The sequence below is a fragment of the Streptomyces fagopyri genome (genome assembly GCF_009498275.1).
Lineage (GTDB): Bacteria > Actinomycetota > Actinomycetes > Streptomycetales > Streptomycetaceae > Streptomyces > Streptomyces fagopyri.
In genome coordinates, this window is sequence record NZ_CP045643.1 from 5,637,807 (window position 1) to 5,656,215 (window position 18,409).

The window sequence follows — 18,409 nt, forward strand, 5'->3', positions numbered from 1 at the left end:
TGGTCGCGGCGGGCGCGGCGGGGGCGACGCTGCTCCTGGTCAGAGGCGTGCGGTCGGCGGGTTCCGGAGGCGGGGCCGGGGTCTGGTGGGCGTACGGCGCGACGGTCGCCGTCACCTGTCTGCTGCACGAGTTCGCGGTGCTCCTGCTGCTCGCGCACGCCACGACCCTGACCGCGGCCCGGATGCCGCGCCGGGTCTGGCGGCGCTGGGGGCGCGCGGCCGGAGGGGCGGTGCTGGCGCTGTCACCGCTGGTCCTGGTCTCGCACGGGCAGTCCGGGCAGGTCGCGTGGCTGACGCAGCCGGACTGGGCGAGCGTGGACCGGCTGCTGCGGGCGTTCGCCGGGCCGACCCAACCGGTTTTCGTGCCCTACCTGTTCCTCGTGGCCCTGGGGCTGCTGAGGCCGGTGCCGCGCGGGGAGATGACCCTCGCGGCGGTCGCCGCGCCGCTGATGGTGCTTCCGCCGGCGGTGCTGATCGCGGTCTCCCGCTTCTGGCCGCTGTACGACGAGCGGTACGTCCTCTACGCCCTGGCCGGGGCGCCGCTGCTGGCCGCCGCCGGGACGGACCGGCTGGCGCGGGCGCTGGCGCGGCCGTGGGAGCGGTGGGCCGGGGCGAGGTCGCCGTGGACGGCGCGGACGAGGGCGCGGGTGCCGGTGGCCGCCCTCGCCGGAGTCCTCGCGGTCACGCTCGCGCTCACGGCCCAGTTCCCGCTGCTGTGCCAGGACCGCACCCCCGGCCGTCGTCCCGACAACCTCGCCGCCGTCTCCGCCGCCGTCGGGCGCGAACTGCGCCCCGGTGACCCGGTGCTGTTCCTGCCCTCGCTCGCGCGGCGGTCCGCGCTGGCCTATCCGGAGGGCTTCCGCGGGGCGCGGGACATCGCGCTCCGGGCCTCCGCGACGGCCTCCGGGACGCTGTACGGCGAGGAGGAGGGCCCTGCCGAACTGCGCCGGAGGCTCGCCGGGATCGACCACGTGTGGCTGGTCGCCGCGCCGTTCGCGCTGCGGTCGGGCTGGCGTCCCCGCACCCCGAGCGAGCGGGTCAAACTCGCGGTGATCAGCGAGGAGTTCACCCTGCGGGAGCAACTCGCGCGCCGGGGGATCACCCTGCGCCTGTATGTGCGCCACCCGCCGCAGGGCGACCCGCCGGCCTCCCTCCGGCCGGTCCGAGGGCCGTCCCGTGCTGCCCGGCCCTCAGTGCCGGCCCGGCCCGGGGTCCGGCGCCTGTTCGAGGGCCGCGTCGTCCAGCGCGGCCGTCAGCCGGTCCAGACGGGACTGGAGGTCGACGATCTCGCCGAGTTCGAAACCCGTCGCGGCGGCGATCCGGCGCGGCACCTGAAGGGCGCGCTCACGCAGGGCGGTGCCCTCGTCCGTGAGGTGGACGTGCACGGAGCGCTCGTCCAGGACGCTGCGCTCGCGCCGCACCAGACCGGCCGCCTCCAGCCGCTTGAGGAGCGGTGACAGGGTTCCGGAGTCGAGCCGCAGATGTTCGCCGACCTTCTTCACGGGCAGTTCGCCGTGCTCCCACAGCACCAGCATCACGAGGTACTGCGGGTAGGTCAGCCCGAAGTCCTTGAGGATCACCCGGTAGACGCCGCCGAAGGCGCGCGACGCCGCGTTCAGGGAGAAGCAGATCTGCTGGTCGAGACGGAGGTAGTCCCCGTCGGACGGGGCCTGCGGGCGCGGGGTCGGCATGACGGTCATGCTGACAGGATAGCTCTCGCCCATCATTAAGTTGTGCGCAATTGAGTTGTGTGCTCTAATCAACTCCGTGAGGCGGCCGGACCGGCCGCTCCGACAGGACATTCATCTGAGAGGGATGGTCTTCATGGACACGCTCTACACCGCTGTCGCCACCGCCACCCACGGCCGTGACGGTCGTGCCGTCAGCTCCGACGGCAAGCTCGACCTCCAGCTGGCCGTGCCGGTGGAGATGGGCGGCAGCGGTCAGGGCACCAACCCGGAGCAGCTGTTCGCCGCCGGCTACGCCGCCTGTTTCGCCAGCGCCCTCGGCCTCGTCGGCCGCGCGGCGAAGGTCGACGTCAGCGAGGCCTCGGTGACCGGCGAGGTCGGCATCGGCAAGCAGGGCGAGGGCTTCGGCCTCGCCGTCACGCTGCGCGTCGAGCTCCCCGACTCCGTGGACCAGGCCACCGGCCGCAAGCTGGTCGAGCAGGCCCACCAGGTCTGCCCCTACTCCAACGCGACCCGCGGCAACATCCCGGTCGAGCTCGTCGTCGAGTAGTACCGCGCCGTGCCGCCCATCCCCGTGCCCCGCGAGAGGCACGGGGATCCGGCGCGCCCGGCTCCCGTCGGCACGGGGTGCCCGGACCAGCCCGCACGCGCCGCCCGTCACCTCATCGGGTGACCCTGGTGTCCGTGCGCAGCGGTCCCGGCACCGCGTCCAGACCCCGCGCCCGTGGCCGCAGCGCCTGTTCCAGCAGCAGCGGCAGCCCCACCACCGGCAGCACCCACACCAGCACGATCAGCCGGTCCCCGTAGATGGTGATGTCGGGATGCCCGGCCTGGTTGAGGACGCCGGTGAGCGCGCCCGCGAGCAGGAGGACGGCGAAGTCCGGACGCTGCCGCCCGACCCCCCAGGCCCCGGCCGCCAGGGCCGCGAGGGCGAACGGCTCCCACAGCTCCCGGCGCAGCCACTCCACCCAGAAGTCGGCTTCGAGATGCAGGAACTCGGGCCACGGGCGGGTGCGGTCCGGGACGGCGAAGTGCCCCGTGAGCAGGTCCTGGAGGCTCTCCGACTCGGACGGGTAGCGCAGCGCCCGCGCAGCGAGGACCGTGACCACGACCGCGCCCGCCGCCACCGCGCCGACCACCCTGAGCGGCGGCGTGAGCCCGCGCAGCGGCCGGCGCGCACTCCCGTGCCGCACGCCGATCACCGCGCACGCGCCCGTCAGGCACAGCCCGAGGAACAACGCCTGCGAGTGCTTCACCGTGAAGAGCGCCGCCAGCGAGCCCCCGACCAGCAGGCTCCCGGCCCGCGCACGGCCCTCCAGCGCCAGCGCGCAGCCCCACAGCGCGGCCAGCGTCAGGTCCAGCAGCAGGCCCTCGGTCATCGGGCGCATGGCGGTCGTGCCGCACGGCAGGACATAGAAGAGCGCCTGCCCGGTCAGGGCCGCGACGGTGGGGGCGCGCAGGGTACGCAGCACGAGGAACGCGAGCACGCCCCCGCCCACCGTGACGAGGACGCTCGACGTCCACACCCCCCACTTCACCCCGAGGACCGTGACGAACGGGGCCAGCAGCGCCGGATACCCGGGCCGCGCCTCGAAGATCCGCATGAAGCGCGCGGACATGAACGGCACGGTGTGCCCCGAGGTCTGCCCGGCCCGCAGCCGCTTCGACACCCCCCGCCACTGCTCGCTCCGGCACTCCTCGAACACCCGCCGGGTGGGGCTCGGCGCGTGGAAGCGCAGCACGTCGACGCTCTGGTCGCGGCGGGCGAGCGAGGCCCGGCCGGCACAGACGTAGTCGATGGTGAGCGAGGCCGCGTCGTGCTTGCCCGCCCCACCCAGGCTCAGCGCGTACGAGAGGTAGTTCTTGCTGTCGGGGCTGTCCCGGCCGGTGACGTTCGCGAGTTGCAGGGCGGCGAAGACGGCGGCCAGGACGATCACCCGGAACCGCGCGGGCCTGGCCGGGCGAACGTCCACCGGGGCGCTCACGACGAGGTGAGGACGTCGTGCTCCGCCTGCGCGGGCACCTGGACGACGGGCGTCGGCCCCTCGACCCGCTCACCGAGCATCAGCGTCCGCACCACCCGCTCGGCGGCCCGCCCGTCGTCGAACGCGCAGAACCGCGCCCGGAATCCGGCCCGCAGCCGCGCCGACTCCGCGTCCTGCCACGCCCCGGACGCGAACAGCCGCGCCAGCTCCCGGTAGGAGCGGGCCACATGCCCCGGCGAGTCGGCCGTGATGTCGAAGTACGCGCCCCGGCTCGCCGCGTACGCGCCCCAGTCGTCGGCGTGCACCACGATCGGCCGGTCCAGGTTGGCGTAGTCGAAGAGAAGGGCCGAGTAGTCCGTGACCAGCACGTCGGAGGCGAGCATCAGCTCCTCGACGTGCGGCTCGTCCGTCGCGTCGACCACGACCCCGCGCCGGTGCAGCTCGGACAGCCCCGCCCCGCGCGCCGGACCGTCCGCCAGCGAGGGATGCAGACGTACGACGAGGGTGTGGCCCTCACCGAGGTCCTCGGCGAACCGGGCGAGATCGACCCGGTCGAGGTGGCCGCCCCTGACGTAGTCGCGGCGCGTCGGCGCGTACAGCACCACCCGGTGGCCGGCCGGGATGCCGAGGCGCGCCCGGACCGGCAGTCCGTCCCCGGGCCGCGCCCGTACGAGGACGTCGTTGCGGGGGCTGCCGGTGCGCAGCGACGTGAAGTGGCAGGGGTAGGCGCGGTCCCAGGCCAGCTCGGAGTGACGGTTGGCGACCAGACTGTAGTCCCAGCGGTCCGCGCGGCGCAGCATCTGCGGCACGTCGAAGCCGTGCCGGGCACCGGGCTTGCCCAGCAGGTCCGCGCCCATGTACTTCAGCGGCGTGCCCTGGTGGGTGTGGATGTGGACGCTGCCCTCGCGCTTGACCAGGGAGCCGGGCCAGTTGACGTTGTTGACGAAGTACGTCGCCCGCGCGGTCACCCGGCGGTAGTCGAGCGAGTCCGGGGTGACGTGCTCGACACCGGGCGGCAGCAGCGCCACCTGGTCCGCGCGCACCACCCACACCGCCCGGATGTGCGGGGCGAGTTCACGGGCCGCGCGGTGGACGGCACCCGGGTCGCCGAGCACCCCGCGGTGCGAGAACGCCGAGTACACGGCCAACTCGGGATCCAGTGGCCGGAGTTCGTGCGCCGTGGACCAGCCGCGCTTGATCCGGGTGACCGCGGCCGAGCGCGCCTGCTGTCCGCGCCGGACCAGTTCCCCGCCGGCGCGGGCCGCCTGCCGCCGGGCCCGGTAGCGCGCGTAACCGCCGAGCAGGGCGCGCAGTTCGGGCGGCACGGGGCCGTCGCGGTGCTCGCGGAAGAGCGCGGCCGTCCGCGCGAAGAACTCACCCTTGTCGCAGGCGGGCAGCCGGTCCGGCTTGGCGAGGATGTCGAGACAGTGCTCGCCCATCTTGCGGTGCAGATACGGGCGCCAGCGCGCCAGCTCCGGGCGGGAGTCCACGAACGCGAAGACCCGCTGGTACTGGTCGTGGATGTCGAAGTGCTTGCGGCTGGTGGTGGACAGGATGTTGCCCTGGCGCCGCTGCCGGTAGTTCAGACAGATCCGGTCGAGCGTGGCGATCCGCCCGGCGCTGAGCATCACCGGGAAGGTCCAGGGCGTGTCCTCGTAGTAGCCGGGCGGGAAGGTGAAGCCCTCCCGCTCGACGAACTCCCGCCGGTAGACCTTGTTCCACACCACCATCAGCAGTTCGAGGATCTCCGGGTGCCCGGCGGCGCTGAAGGTGCCGTCGCCCGCCTCGGACAGCAGATGCGCGAGGACGTTGCGGCGGGTCCCGCCCCACCAGTAGGTGCGCGCGTAGTCGAACACGAGCACGTCGGGGTCGGCGGTCTCGTCGAGGCGGTCGGCGATCGCGCGCAGGGCGCCCGGCGTGAGCGTGTCGTCGCTGTCCAGGAAGAAGAGGAACTCCCCTTCGGCGTACGGCATTCCGGCGTTCCGGGCGCGGCCGAGCCCCACGTTCCGCGGCAGGTGCAGCACCCGTACGCGCGGGTCGCGGGCCGCGTACTCGTCGAGGATCGCGCCGCAGCCGTCCGGCGAGCAGTCGTCGACGGCGATCACCTCGAGATCGGCGTACGACTGCTCCAGGACCGAGTCGAGGCACTCGCGCAGAAAGCCCTGCACCTTGAAGACGGGGACGATGATGCTGAAGCGGGGCACGTCAGCTCCTTACGAGGGTGGACGCGGCGGGGGCCGGAAGGCGCTCGGCGAGCGGGATCACCGGGGGGATCGCCTCGGGCGGCTGGCCCAGCAGCACTCTGCGGACGACCCGTTCGGCGGCCTGCCCGTCGTCGAAGGAACAGAACCGCTCCCGGAAGCCGGCCCGCAGGGCCCGCGAGGAGTCGTCCGCGTAGGAGCGGTCGCGGAACACCCGCGCGAGCTCTCCGGGGGTGCGGGCCACCGGCCCCGGCGGCGCGTCGAGCAGGTCGAAGTAGACACCCCGCGTCGCCTGGTACACCTCCCAGTCGTCCGCGTACACGACGATCGGACGGTCGAGGTTGGCGTAGTCGAACATGATCGACGAGTAGTCCGTGATCAGCGCGTCGGCGGCCAGACAGACGTCCTCCGAGGAGCGGTGCCGGGTCACGTCGATGATCCGGCCGCTGCCCGCGCGGCCGCCCCCGTCGTAGAAGTAGTGGGCGCGCAGCAGCACGACGAAGGAGTCGCCGATCTCCTCGCAGAACGCCTCCAGGTCCAGCCGGGACTCGAAACCCGTGCTGTGGTCCCGGTGCGTCGGCGCGTACAGCAGGGCGGTCCTGCCCTCGGGCACGCCCAGCTCCCTGCGCACCCGGGCCACGTCCTCGGCGGTCGCCGTGCAGTAGACGTCGTTGCGCGGATAGCCGTACTCCAGGGCCTCGTACGTGCCCGGGAAGGCCCGCTCCCACATCTCCGTGGAGTGCCGGTTGGAGGAGAGGTTGTAGTCCCAGCGGTCCACCCGCGCCAGCAGCTTGGTGAAGCTGCCGGTCGCCGCGGCCACCACCGGGTACGTCGACTGGTCGACGCCCATCTTCTTCAGCGGGGTGCCGTGCTGGGTCTGCAGATGCACGCTGCCGGGTCGCTTGACGACGCCGTCCGCGAAATTGGCGTTGTTGATCAGGTACTTGGCGCGGGCCAGCACCTCCCAGGAGCGGGCGCTGCCGATCACCGCGTGGTCCACGCCCGCGGGCAGGCCGTCCACCGCGTCCGCCTCGACCAGGAACACCCCCCGGATGTGCGGGGCGAGTTCACGTGCCTTGGCGTGGATCGCGGCCGGGTTGCAGGCGTAACCGCGTCCCCAGTAGGCGCAGTACACCGCGAGGTTCGCGTCCAGCGGGCGGCGCAGCTGCGCCGCGTACCGCGTGCGGGTGCGCAGCAACCGGGGACGCGGCAGCTTCGCCCAGACTCTCGGCAGCCGCTGGTTGGCGCCGCGCAGCGCACGGAACGCGCTGTACGCCCCGGCCGCCAGCAGCCGGTGCTGCACCCCGATCCGGCCCGCCGGAGGCCGGAACCCGGCCGGGCGGTGAAGTCGGTAGAGCCTGCCCGCACGGCGGAAGAAGGCCCGGCGCCGGCTCAGCGGAAGCCGCCTCGGATGGGCCGCGGACTTCAGCACCGTCGTGAAGAGGTCGCCGAACAGCGCCCTCGACCGCTCCTCGGACAGCCCCCGCGCGGCCGCCCGCCCGAGCACCAGGTCGACCTGGTCGAGCAGGTGGAACTGGTGCTCGCCCGGCTCGTTCAGCCGGCTGCCCTGGCGGCGCAGCAGATGGCGTACGAGGACCACGCGCAGCACCGCCATCCGTTCGGCGGCGACGCTCACCAGACCGCCCCAGCCGAGGTCCGTGAAGTGACCCTGGGGAAAGGTGAGATGACGTTCGCGCAGGAAGTCCCGCCGGTAGGCCGCGCTCCAGGCCGGCAGCAGCACACCGGTCAGCCGGGGCGCGCGGCCGGGCGCGAAGACTCCCTCGGGTGTCCTCGGGAGCGGAGGCGTGCTGGTCTCGACGTCCCACCAGTGGACCCGCTCGTGCGCGAAGTACAGGACGTCGGTCTCCTCGCGGAGTCCGCCGTCCAGGATTCCCAGCGCGCCCGGCACCAGGACGTCGTCACCGTCCAGGAAGAGCAGATACGTGCCGGCCGCCGCCCCGATCCCGGCGTTGCGTGCCGCGCTCAGCCCCTGTGACGGCGGCGAGTGCACCGGGACGACCCGGGAGTCCCGCGCGGCGTACCCGGCGACCACCTCGCCCGCCGGGGAGTCCGGCGCGTCGCAGACCGTGATCAGCTCGAAGTCGCCGAAGGACTGGCCGAGGACCGAGTCCAGTGCGAGGGCCAGCCGTCCGGCGACTCCATGGGTGGGGACGATGATGCTGAAGCGGGGCATTCTGCTCTTTCTCTCACAGGGTGCTGAGGTCTCGGGGGGTGCTGGGCCGGGGTGTCATCGCCCCGGCCGACCGGTGGGACGCCAGGTGGCGGGCCGGGTCGGCGTGGGCCGGGAGGGGCTGGAGGGCATGCCTGCTCCGGTTCAGAGGGTCTCGGTGACGGGGGCGGGGGAACCGGGCGCGGGCACCGTGGCGAGAGGCGGCACGGGGTGGGACCGGGCGGCCGACGGGACCGGCCGGCGCTCGGAGAGGGGAAGGGTCCGCGGCAGCCCGCCGCTCTCGCCGAGCACGACGTGGCGTACCACCCGCTCCGCGGCGAACCCGTCCTCGTACGGGCAGAAACGCTCGCGGAACGTGGCCCGCAGCCGCGCCGAACGGGAGCCGCACCAGGATCCGCTCGCGAAGACGTCGGTCAGCTCGTCCTCGTTCCGCGCGACCTCGCCGGGCGGGAAGGCGCGTACGTCGAAGTAGGTGCCGCGGGAGGCCTCGTACGCCTCCCAGTCGTCCGAGTGGATCACGATCGGCCGGTCGAGGACCGCGTAGTCGAACATCAGGGACGAGTAGTCGGTGACCAGCGCGTCCGACGCGAGACAGAGGGATTCGACGTTCGGGTGGTCGGAGACGTCGATGAGCCGGCCCCCGGGGAGGGCCGTGAGGGGACCCGCGTACGCGTGGTGGGCGCGGGTCAGCACGACGAAACGCGGGCCGAGCCGGCGCAGCACGCGCTCCAGGTCGACGGTGAGGCGCTGGGTGCGCCGGTAGTCGCGGTACGTCGGCGCGTACAGGACCGCGACGGTGCCCTCGGGGATGCCCAGGGACTCCCGCAGCCGGGCCACGTCCGCCGAAGTCGCGCGCTGGAACACGTCGTTGCGGGGCAGGCCGTACTCCAGCGTGGTGAAGGCGGCCGGGAAGACGCGCTCCCAGACCAGGGTGGAGTGGCGGTTGCCGGACAGGCAGTAGTCCCACTTGTCGGCGCTGCGCAGCAGTTCGGCGAAGTCCGTGCCGCGGGCGGCGGCCGGGCGGTCCTGCAGATCGAGGCCCATGTGCTTGAGCGGGGTGCCGTGCTGGGTCTGGATCATGATCTGGCCGCGCCGCTTGACCAGTCTGCGGTCGAAGTTGACGTTGTTGACCAGGTACTTGGAGCGCGCCAGCGCCGTCCAGTAGCCGGCCGAGCCGGGGCGCAGCCGCCGTGTCGACGGCGGGATCGTGTGGTGGTGCTCGGGATGCGCGATCCACGCCGTGCGGATGTGCGGCGCGAGGTCGCGGAACGCGGACTCCAGGGCGCCCGGGTTGCAGCCGTGACCGCGCCCCCAGTAGCTGGAGAAGACGGCGCGGTCGGCGCGCAGCGGGAGCCTGAGCTGCACACGGTAGTGGAACTGGAGCGCCGCGCCGCGGGCCCCGCGGAGCAGTTCCTTGGTGCCGCGCAGCGTCTTCTTGTGGACGCGCGAGGCCAGGGACAGCAGCCGGTACGTGCGGTGGTTGCCGAGCCGGACCAGGGCGTGCCGGACGCGGGTGCGCAGGGGGACCGGGGCGCCCGGCGCGCGGTGGCGGCGGTAGTGGGCGCGGGCGGCGCGCAGGAACTCGGCGCGGGTGCCGCGCGGCAGCCGGCCCCGCTTGGTGAACACCGTCGAGAGGTGGTCGACCATGCGGCGGAACAGGACGGGGCGCCAGTGCTCCAGTTCCGGGTGCGCGTCGAGGTGCGCGAAGACCCGGTCGTACTGGGCGAAGATGTCGAAGTGCTTGCGGCTGCTGGTGCCGAGGATGTTGCCCTGGCGGCGCTGGCGGTAGTGCACACAGACCCGGTCGAGGGTGGCGATCGTCCCGGCCGAGGTCAGCACCGGATACGTCCACGGCGTGTCCTCGTAGTAGCCGGGCGGGAAGGTGAAGCCCTCGCGCTCGACGAACTCCCGCCGGTACGCCTTGTTCCACACCACCATCAGGACCTTGAGCAGCCCCGGCCGGTCGTCGAGCCGGAAGGGCGCCGGGCCCGCTTCGGTGAGATGGGCCGCGAACTGGTTACGGACCGCCTCGCCCGACCAGTACGTGCGCGCGTAGTCGTAGACCAGGACGTCCGGTTCGCCGGTGTCCTTCAGCCGGTCGGCGATGGCGTGCAGCGCGTCCGGCGTGAGGGTGTCGTCGCCGTCGAGGAAGACCAGATAGTCGCCGGTGGCCTGTTCGAGCCCCGCGTTGCGGGCGTGTCCCAGGCCCACGTTCCGCGGCAGGTGCACGGGACGGACCCGGGCGTCACGGTCGGCGAACTCGTCGATGATCGCGCCGCAGGCGTCGGGCGAAGAGTCGTCGACGGCGATCAGTTCGAGGTCGGGACAGGACTGCTCCAGCACGGATTCGAGGCATTCGTGCAGGTACGCCTGAACCTTGTACGCGGGGACGATGACACTGAACCTGGGCAACGGACATCCATGGGTCGGCGCGGGCATACTGCCCGGCAACGGCCGAAGGGGTGACTTGGTTACGCCAGATGTGGCATATGGGGGACCCCGGGTGAACGCCGAGGGGCGGGCCGGTGTCCGGCCCGCCCCTCGGCGCCCCTCGACAGGCCCGCCGTACCGGGCTACTTGACCGCGCCCGCCATCACACCGGACACGAACTGCCGCTGGAACGCGAAGAACACGGCCAGTGGGATCACCATCGAGATGAAGGCGCCGGGCGCCAGCACGTCGATGTTGTTGCCGAACTGCCGTACCTGGGTCTGCAGGGCGACCGTGATCGGCTGGCTGCCCGAATCGGAGAACACCAGCGCGACCAGCATGTCGTTCCACACCCACAGGAACTGGAAGATGCCCAGCGAGGCGATCGCGGGACCGCCGAGCGGCATCACGACCTTGACGAACAGGCGCAGTTCACCCGCGCCGTCCAGCCGGGCCGCCTCCAGCAGTTCCCGTGGGATCTCCGCGAAGAAGTTCCGCAGCAGGAACACCGCGAAGGGCAGGCCGAAGCCCACGTGGAAGAGGATCACACCGAAGACGGTGCCGAAGATACCGATCTTCCCGAAGAGTTCGGCGATCGGGATGAGCGCCACCTGCACGGGAACGACCAGCAGGCCGACCGTGCCGAGGAACCACCAGTCGCGGCCCGGGAACTCCATCCAGGCGAAGGCGTAGCCCGCGAGCGAGCCGATCACCACGACCAGCAGGGTCGCCGGCACCGTGATCAGCACCGTGTTCAGCAGCGAGTTGGTGATGTCACTGTTCTCCAGGAGCTTCTGGTAGCTGTCCACGGTGAGCTGCGAGGGCTCGCTGAACACCTTCCACCAGCCGCTCGCGCTCATGTCCTCGGGCCTGCGCAGCGAGGACAGCAGCAGCCCGATGGTCGGCACCAGCCAGAACAGGCCGACCAGCAGCAGGAAGACGCGTACGATCCCGCCGCTGACGCCGCTCGCGAGGCGGGAGCCGAGCGACGTCCCGGTCTTCTCCGGGACGGTGACGGGTGGGGTCCTGGTGACCGTGCCGGCGTCCGTGGTCATCGCCGTACCTCCCGTCGGAGCCGTCGGATGTTGAACAGCATCACCGGGATCACGAGCAGCAGCAGGAACACCGCGATGGCGCTCGCTATGCCCGGCTGGTCCTCGGAGAAGCCCTTGCGGTAGAGCTCCAGGGCCAGCACGTTGGCGTCGTCCTGGGACGAGCCCGGCGCGATGATGAACACCAGGTCGAAGACCTTCAGAACGTTGATCATCAAGGTGACGGCGACGACCGCGAGCACCGGTGCGAGCAGCGGCACCGTGATCCTCCTGAAGACCTGCCACTCGTTCGCGCCGTCCACCCGGGCGGCCTCCAGCAGCTCCCGCGGCAACCCCGCGAGCCCCGCAGCGATCAGCACCATCGCGAAACCGGCCCACATCCAGATGTACGAGCCGATGATCGCCGGGGTGACCAGGGACGGGCCGAGCCAGTCGAGGCCGTTGTAGGGCTCCTTGAAGTTGCTCGCGGGGAGCCGGAGCCGGGCCCCGTCGGCCTGGGCCGGGAGCGTGAACGTGCCGTCGTCGCGCACCTTCGTGGAGGCCACCACCTTGCCGTCCTTGACGGCCTCGACCTTCATGCCCGGGTAGCCCAGCTCACTCGGGTCGACCTGCCCGAGCCTGCCGACGCCCTTGCCGCGGGTGAAGTCCTGCCAGGCCGTACCGGTGACCTTGCCCGGTTCGACGGCGGCCCGTACGGCCTTCTTCGCGCTGCCGGGCATCTGGTCCGGGGCGACGCCGACGAGCGGCAGGGCGACGGACTGCCCCGCCCGGACGGGCTGAGCGGTGAGGAACCCGCCCTTGTCCGGCTGGAGCGGCGACTGCCGCCCCGGGTGGGCCTTCGGGAACGCGGACGACTCCGCGAAGGTGTCGTGCACCCCGACCCAGACCGCGTTCGCCACACCCTTGTCCGGGTCCTGGTCGTACACCAGCCGGAAGATGATCCCCGCCGCGAGCATCGAGATCGCCATCGGCATGAAGACGACCAGCTTGAACGCCGTTCCCCAGCGCACCCGTTCGGTGAGCACCGCGAAGACGAGACCGAGCGCGGTCGCGACCGTGGGCGCGAACACGACCCAGATGACGTTGTTCTTCAGCGCGGTACGAATGCCGTCGTCCGTGAACAGCGCCTTGTAGTTGTCGACCCCGGCGAATCCGTCGCCGGACTGGTTGAGGAAGCTGCGGACCAGCGAGTACCCGATCGGGTAGACCACGAGCGCGCCGAGCAGCACGAGGCAGGGCAGCAGGAACAGCACTGCCACGGTCCTGCGGGTGCCGGTCACGCTCTTGCGCCGTGTTGCCGCGGGAGGGGCCGGGTCGGCCCCTCCCGCCGTTGCCGACGTCATCGCCGGATCAGCCCTTGTACGCCGCGGCCGCGTCGGCCTCCAGCTTCGCCTGCGTCCCCGCCACGTCCTTGGGGTTCTTCAGGAAGTCCTGCAGGTCCTTCCACTCGCCCTTGCCGGGCGTACCGCCGAAGGACTGCGGGGCCTGGTCGGACATGTCGAAACGGAAGTCGTCGCCGGCGGCGATCAGCGCCTTCGCCATCGACTGCTGCACGGCGTTCGGATACGCGGAGTTCGCCACGCTCTTGTTGGGGGAGAGGTAGCCGCCGAGCTTCGCCTGGATGGTCGCCGCGTCCGGCGAGGCCAGGAAGGTGACCAGTGCCTGGGCCGCCTTGGAGTCCTTCAGGACGACGGCCGCGTCACCACCGCTGACCACGGGGGCCTTGTCGCCCACGGCGGGGAACGGGAACACCTTCGCGTCCGTGCCGATCTTCGCCTTCGTCTCCGCGATGTTGACGCCCACGAAGTCGCCCTCGAAGACCATGCCTGCCTTGGGCTGGTCGCCGCCGGTGAACGTCTGCGTCACCGAGGCCGGGAACTCCGTCTGCAGCGCGCCGTCCGGGCCGCCCGCGATGTAGTTCTTGTTGCCCCACAGCTGGGCGAGCGTGGTCAGCGCGTCCTTCACGGACGGGTCCGTCCACTTGATCTTGTGCTGGGCGAGCTGGTCGTACTTCTCCGGACCGGCCTGGGAGAGATAGACGTTCTCGAACCAGTCGGTGAGGGTCCAGCCGTCCGCGCCGCCGACGGAGACGGGGGTGACACCGGAGTCGTAGACGGTCTGCGCGGTGGAGAGGAAGTCCTTCCAGGTGGCGGGCTCCTTCGCGCCCGCGTTCTCGAAGACCTTCGTGTTGTACCAGACCAGCGACTTGTTGGCCGCCTTGTAGTACACCCCGTACTGCTTGCCGTCGATCTTGCCGAGGTCCTGCCAGCCCTGCGAGTAGTTCTTGGCGAGCTGGGCCTGGGCGTCGGGGCCGACGGGCTTGGCCCACTTCTTCTCGACGGCCTGCTTGATGGCGCCGACCTGGGGGAGCATCGCGACGTCCGGCGGCGCGCCGCCCGCGATCTTCGAACCGAGGAAGTTGATGATCGGGTCCTGCGCGGGGACGAAGGTGACCTTCGCGCCGGTGCGCTTCTCGAACTCCGCCAGCACCTTCTTGAAGTTGGCCTGTTCGGGCCCCGTCCACACGGCGGCGACCTCCAGGCTCGCGCCGTCGAGCTTGGGCAGACTGACACTCCCGCCGCCCGCGGTGTCGCCGGTGCTCGCGCCGCTCTTGCCGTCGTCGCTCTTCTTGTCGTCACTGCCGCCGCACGCGGTGAGGGTGAGCGCGCCGGCGATGACGGCGGCTGCGGCGACCTGTGCGGCCCTGTGCGTCGAGTGCGTGTGCGACCTGTCTGTACGAAGCGATCTGCGCATTACTGCCCCGTTCTTCGTTCCTCGTCGAACGTCCGGCGCTGTCCCGTGCGGGTCTGGTCTACGCCTGGGGGCTTAAGGGCTGCAAGAGCGCCTGCGGTGTCAAGTGAGCGATCGTGATTGGGTCGTGACGTGGGCTGCCGGCCTGGTTGTGACGGGTGGGGGTGTTTCGGGCGCGGGTGGGTGGGGGCTGGTCGCGCTGTTCCTCCCGTCCCTGGAGGGGTGGGGCTGAGCCCCGGTGTCCTTCGGCCGGGTTTCGGGCGCGGGGCGGTGGGGGGTTGAGCGCGCGGTTCCTCGTGCCCCTGGAGGGCGTGGTGCGCACCCTGCGTGCTTGGTGGGGGTTCGCGCTTTTGGTGTGGGCGCGCGCTCTCAGCCCGTCCGGCGTCTGAGGACGAGCCCTTCGGGCGATGGCGGGGGTCCAGGGGGCGGCAGCCCCTTGGCGGGGGTCCGGGGGCCGAGCCCCCAGGTACGGGTCGGGTCGGGGCGGCGGGGGCGAGTGGACCGGATCAGAGGAGGGACGGAACCCCGGTGGCCGCCACCGACCTCGCCGCCCGCTCCAACGCACTGGCCAGCAGGGCCAGATCGGTCGGCCCGTTACCCAACTCCCGTACGGGACGCCGGGCCGGCGGATCCCCCATCCGCTGCCACTCGATGGCCACGACCGTGGGCCGCAGCGTGGCCGTGCGCGGAATACGCCCCGTGACCCTTCCCCCCTGGAAGGGCGTGACCCGGCCGTCCGACGTGAACAACCGCCCACGCCCCGGGGCGGGTTCGTCGGCCCCGGGCGACACCGGGTCCAGGACGACACGGAGCCCCGCGGAACGCCCCGGCTCACTGGCCGCCGCCCGCCCGTCGTCCGAGGCGGCCGCCACGAGATGGACACCGAGCCGGTCGCCCTCACGCGCCACGGCCTCCAGCGCCCGTACGACCGAACCGGCGGCCGGCCGGCCGGGCGACCCCAGCGCGGGTGAGAGCAGCGCGTCCAGGTCGTCGACCACGACGACGAGACGGGCGAGCGCCGGCCCGGCCTCGGCACGCGCGCGCGTGGCCGCCGGACGCAGCCGCAGCGTCGAACTGGGCGGGGTGTCCAGGTCGGCGGCGCCCAAGGACGCGCCGGACGGCCCCCCGGGGGACGGCCGGGCCGCCCGCTGGCCGACGAACCGGCCCGACACCTCCCGGTGCGTGTGCCACTCCGCGAAGCCGAGCCGCCCGAGGAGCTCGGCCCGCCGCTTCAGCTCGGCGCTCAGCGACTGGGCGAACTCCCGCATCCGCACGGGGTCGTTGGCGGTGAGATGCGTGGTGACATGAGGGAGGTCGGTGCAGACCCGCAGCCCCTCGCCGCCCTGCGCCGCGCCATGGCCACCGGTGCCGTCCCGGCCGTCCACCAGCACGATGCCGAGCCGGTCGGGCCGCTCGGCGGCGGCCAGGGACGCGGCGACGGAACGGAGCAGCTCCGTACGGCCGCTGCCCGGCGGGCCCTCTATCAGCAGATGGGGGCCCTCGGCGGGAAGATCCACGGCCAGCGGCCCACGCGGGCCCGCGCCGAGGACCGCCCGCCCGCGCCCGCCGAGCGACTCCGTGTCATCGGCCGCGTCCGCCCAACGCGCCATCAGCGAGGCGGGGGTGGCGCGGGCCAGCCCCAACTCGTCCAGCAGCCGGGTGACCTGGGGGAGCGGAGCGGACACGCGCGCGTGCCGGTCGCCGTGCGTGCCGTCCGTGCGCAGGGGTGCCAGGGCGCGGGCGAAACGCTCGGCCCAGGCCCGGGACACCGCGTCCACGGTGGCGACCGTGCCGTGCCCCACGGGGCCGCCCGACGCGACCCGCGTCAGCCGCAGTGCCGTGGCCACGTCCCCGCTGAGCAGCGCGACGGCCCCGCACTCCCGGAACGCCGGTGACGCGGAACAGGCCGCCTCGTACGTCTTCGTCACCGGGGACGCGGGAGAAGCCGCCGCGGTCTCGGCGAGGCAGATCACGTGGATGCCCGCGCGGGGCCCCTCGTGCGCCAGCCGCAGCACGGCCTCCCGCACGTCGGCCCCTCCGGGGTCGCCGTCGACGAGGACCAGCGTGTACGGCCCGTCGAAGTCCCGGTCCGATTCCGTGCCCCCGACACCGTTGCCGCCCTGGTCCGCCGGGTCCTGGTCCCGCGCCCAGGACGGACGCCGTGCGGCCGCCCGGGTGTCCAGCGGGATGTGGTCGGCCTCGTCGTAGGGCCGGGGGCGGGTGCCGGGGCCGGTGGCGGCCGCGCCCCGGGAGTGCGTGCCGTGAGCGGCGTCCGCCTCCTCCAGGTGGTCCTCGAGACGGCGCAGCAGCTCGTCCGTGCGGGCCGTCGCCTGCTCACGGTCGTAGGCGAGGAGCAGGCGGCAGTCCTGGCCGTGGGTGGGGCGCAGATGGGGGAGCCAGCCGAGCCAGGCCCACTCCGCGGTGCGCTCCTCGACCGTGCGCGAGCGGTCCGTGCTGAGCAGGACGATCTCCAGGGTGTCCGGCGAGTGCAGCGCCGCGAGCTGCGCCACCACCGAGCGGGCCAGCCCCGCGAGGCGGGCCCGCGGTCCCGCCAGGCCCAGCGCGCCGACCTCCCGCAGACCGGCCGTGACCGGCACCGCGGGCAGCAGCCCCGAACCGTGGGGCACCGCCCGGTCGGCCGTCCCCAGCCGCACCGTCAGCGACTCGGGGTGACCCGGGCCGCGCTCCCACAGCCGGGCCCCCGGTCCCAGCGCGGTGAGCAGCAGCGCCGCGGGGTCGGGCCAGCTCTCCGGAGCCTGTGCCGCGCCGCGGTCCGCCGTGGGCTCGGCGGAGTGGTCCTCGCCGTACTCCGCGTACCCCCCGTACTCGTCGTGGTCCCCGTACTCGTACTCGTACGGGTCCTGTCCGGTGTCCGTGGGCTCGCCCCGGCTTCCGGTCAGCCGCCGCGCCCAGGCCCCGAGACCCCGCTTGCGCACACCCGGCGGCAGGTCGGTGCCCCGCGGGGGAGTGCCCTTCCTGGCGCCCTGGCCAGGAGCGCCCGGGACCCCGGCGGGGTCCCCGGCGGACGTCGTGCGCGGACCGGACGGCTCTGTCCGCCTGCTCTCGATCCCGGGCGCCCCGCCCTGTTCCGGCACGACCGGGGGCACGGCGGAGAAGGAAGGAGGGGTGGCGGGCGAGGCAGAAGGGGTAGGAGGGGCGGAAGGGGTGACGGGGGATACCGCGCGGCCATGGGTCGCCTGTGGCCCGGGGACCTCCCCGGCGGCCTCCCACCGCGCCGATCCGTACGCGTGACGGGTCTCACCGCGGGGCGGCGCGGGGACGTCTCCTGTGCGGGCCGGGGGCACGGACGCGGCGCGGGCGGGCGCCGGATCCGGGCGGGCTCCCGCGCCGGCCGTGGTGGTCACCCTGACGTGTCCCTCCCCGTCGGGCGCCGTCCCCACGGAGTCCGGGCCGCCGGGCGGCGCCAGCCGGAGGGCGGACTCGCCCACGCGTAGCAGCGCGCCCGGCGGGAAGCCGACCGGGCGGCTGGTGACGCGGGTGCCGTTCAGCGTCGTACCGTTCGTCGACCCCAGGTCGGCCACCGTGACACGGCCCTCGGGAGAGACCGTGACCGCGCAGTGCAGACGCGAGACGTCCGGGTCGTCCAGCGGGACGTCGGCCTCGGCGGAGCGGCCGATGTGGATCCGCCCGCCGTGCAGGAGGTGGACACCGCCCGCGTCGGGGCCCGCGACGACATGGAGCTGGGCCGCGTCCTCGTCCACGTCCGGACCGGGCTCCGTGGGGGCGCCCAGGGAGAGCACCGCGCCGTCGGTCAGCGGCGGCTCGCCCAGCGTGCAGCGCTGCCCGTCGAGCCGCTCGGCGCCCGCGTACAGCACGACCGGACCACCGCCGAGCTCCCTGCTCCGCTCGGCGGGGACGGCGCTCCCGTCCCCGCCGACCGCCGAGGCCAGACCCGACGCCACCGCGGCCAGCGCCGTCCCGGCGGGGGCGGTGACCAGCACATCGCAGGCGGCGGCACGCCCCCGCGGCTCCGAGGGCGGGCCCAGCGGGTCTACGACGGTCAGCCGGATCTGCATCGCCGTCAGGGGTCCCTTCCGCGCAGGCGCCCGCGACGAGGACGAGGCTGTGCTGCGGTCCCCTCACCGCAGAT

At 73.1% G+C, this 18,409-nt stretch carries 10 protein-coding genes; 1 reads left to right on the forward strand and 9 read right to left on the reverse strand.

The features are described from left to right. Nucleotides 1-1,190: 1,190 nt before the first annotated feature. Entirely contained in the window at nt 1,191-1,700 is a 510-nt protein-coding gene (locus tag GFH48_RS24295; RefSeq protein ID WP_153290275.1) for a MarR family winged helix-turn-helix transcriptional regulator, read from the reverse strand. A gap of 124 nt (nt 1,701-1,824) precedes the next feature. On the opposite strand from GFH48_RS24295, the gene GFH48_RS24300 reads away from it, so the two are divergent. Then, a complete protein-coding gene (locus GFH48_RS24300; RefSeq protein ID WP_148008673.1) occupies nt 1,825-2,238 on the forward strand; it encodes an organic hydroperoxide resistance protein in 414 nt (137 codons plus the stop codon). Between the two features lie 112 nt (nt 2,239-2,350). Here the strand turns inward: GFH48_RS24300 and GFH48_RS24305 are convergent, their stop codons facing one another. The 8 genes from GFH48_RS24305 to GFH48_RS24340 form a co-directional block, all read right to left on the reverse strand. After that, on the reverse strand, nt 2,351-3,661 hold the full coding sequence (locus tag GFH48_RS24305; RefSeq protein WP_153290276.1) for a hypothetical protein: 1,311 nt from the start codon (nt 3,659-3,661) through the stop codon (nt 2,351-2,353). Nucleotides 3,662-3,669: 8 nt separating this feature from the next. Beyond that, on the reverse strand, nt 3,670-5,877 hold the full coding sequence (locus GFH48_RS24310) for a bifunctional glycosyltransferase/CDP-glycerol:glycerophosphate glycerophosphotransferase (RefSeq protein ID WP_153290277.1): 2,208 nt from the start codon (nt 5,875-5,877) through the stop codon (nt 3,670-3,672). Between the two features lies 1 nt (nt 5,878). After that, the gene (locus GFH48_RS24315) at nt 5,879-8,068 is read right to left on the reverse strand and encodes a bifunctional glycosyltransferase/CDP-glycerol:glycerophosphate glycerophosphotransferase (RefSeq protein ID WP_153290278.1); all 2,190 of its coding nucleotides are present in this window, start codon (nt 8,066-8,068) and stop codon (nt 5,879-5,881) included. Nucleotides 8,069-8,209: 141 nt separating this feature from the next. Beyond that, the gene (locus GFH48_RS24320) at nt 8,210-10,477 is read right to left on the reverse strand and encodes a bifunctional glycosyltransferase/CDP-glycerol:glycerophosphate glycerophosphotransferase (RefSeq protein ID WP_153290279.1); all 2,268 of its coding nucleotides are present in this window, start codon (nt 10,475-10,477) and stop codon (nt 8,210-8,212) included. Nucleotides 10,478-10,638: 161 nt separating this feature from the next. Further along, the gene (locus GFH48_RS24325) at nt 10,639-11,550 is read right to left on the reverse strand and encodes a carbohydrate ABC transporter permease (protein ID WP_153290280.1); all 912 of its coding nucleotides are present in this window, start codon (nt 11,548-11,550) and stop codon (nt 10,639-10,641) included. After that, on the reverse strand, nt 11,547-12,890 hold the full coding sequence (locus GFH48_RS24330; protein WP_153290281.1) for a carbohydrate ABC transporter permease: 1,344 nt from the start codon (nt 12,888-12,890) through the stop codon (nt 11,547-11,549). The genes GFH48_RS24325 and GFH48_RS24330 overlap by 4 nt, the downstream gene beginning before the upstream one ends. A gap of 7 nt (nt 12,891-12,897) precedes the next feature. Next, on the reverse strand, nt 12,898-14,301 hold the full coding sequence (locus GFH48_RS24335) for an ABC transporter substrate-binding protein (RefSeq protein WP_153290282.1): 1,404 nt from the start codon (nt 14,299-14,301) through the stop codon (nt 12,898-12,900). 503 nt (nt 14,302-14,804) lie between these two features. Further along, nucleotides 14,805-18,335: an FHA domain-containing protein gene (locus GFH48_RS24340; RefSeq protein WP_153290283.1), complete on the reverse strand. Its 3,531-nt coding sequence runs from the start codon at nt 18,333-18,335 to the stop codon at nt 14,805-14,807. Between the last annotated feature and the right edge of the window lie 74 nt (nt 18,336-18,409).

Excerpts from the sequence above, each read along its gene's own strand:
- GFH48_RS24340 (WP_153290283.1), bottom strand. The coding sequence starts at position 18,335 with ATGCAGATCCGGCTGACCGTCGTAGACCCGCTGGGCCCGCCCTCGGAG.
- GFH48_RS24295 (WP_153290275.1), bottom strand. The coding sequence starts at position 1,700 with ATGACCGTCATGCCGACCCCGCGCCCGCAGGCCCCGTCCGACGGGGAC.
- GFH48_RS24300 (WP_148008673.1), top strand. The coding sequence starts at position 1,825 with ATGGACACGCTCTACACCGCTGTCGCCACCGCCACCCACGGCCGTGAC.
- GFH48_RS24330 (WP_153290281.1), bottom strand. The coding sequence starts at position 12,890 with ATGACGTCGGCAACGGCGGGAGGGGCCGACCCGGCCCCTCCCGCGGCA.
- GFH48_RS24325 (WP_153290280.1), bottom strand. The coding sequence starts at position 11,550 with ATGACCACGGACGCCGGCACGGTCACCAGGACCCCACCCGTCACCGTC.
- GFH48_RS24335 (WP_153290282.1), bottom strand. The coding sequence starts at position 14,301 with ATGCGCAGATCGCTTCGTACAGACAGGTCGCACACGCACTCGACGCAC.
- GFH48_RS24315 (WP_153290278.1), bottom strand. The coding sequence starts at position 8,068 with ATGCCCCGCTTCAGCATCATCGTCCCCACCCATGGAGTCGCCGGACGG.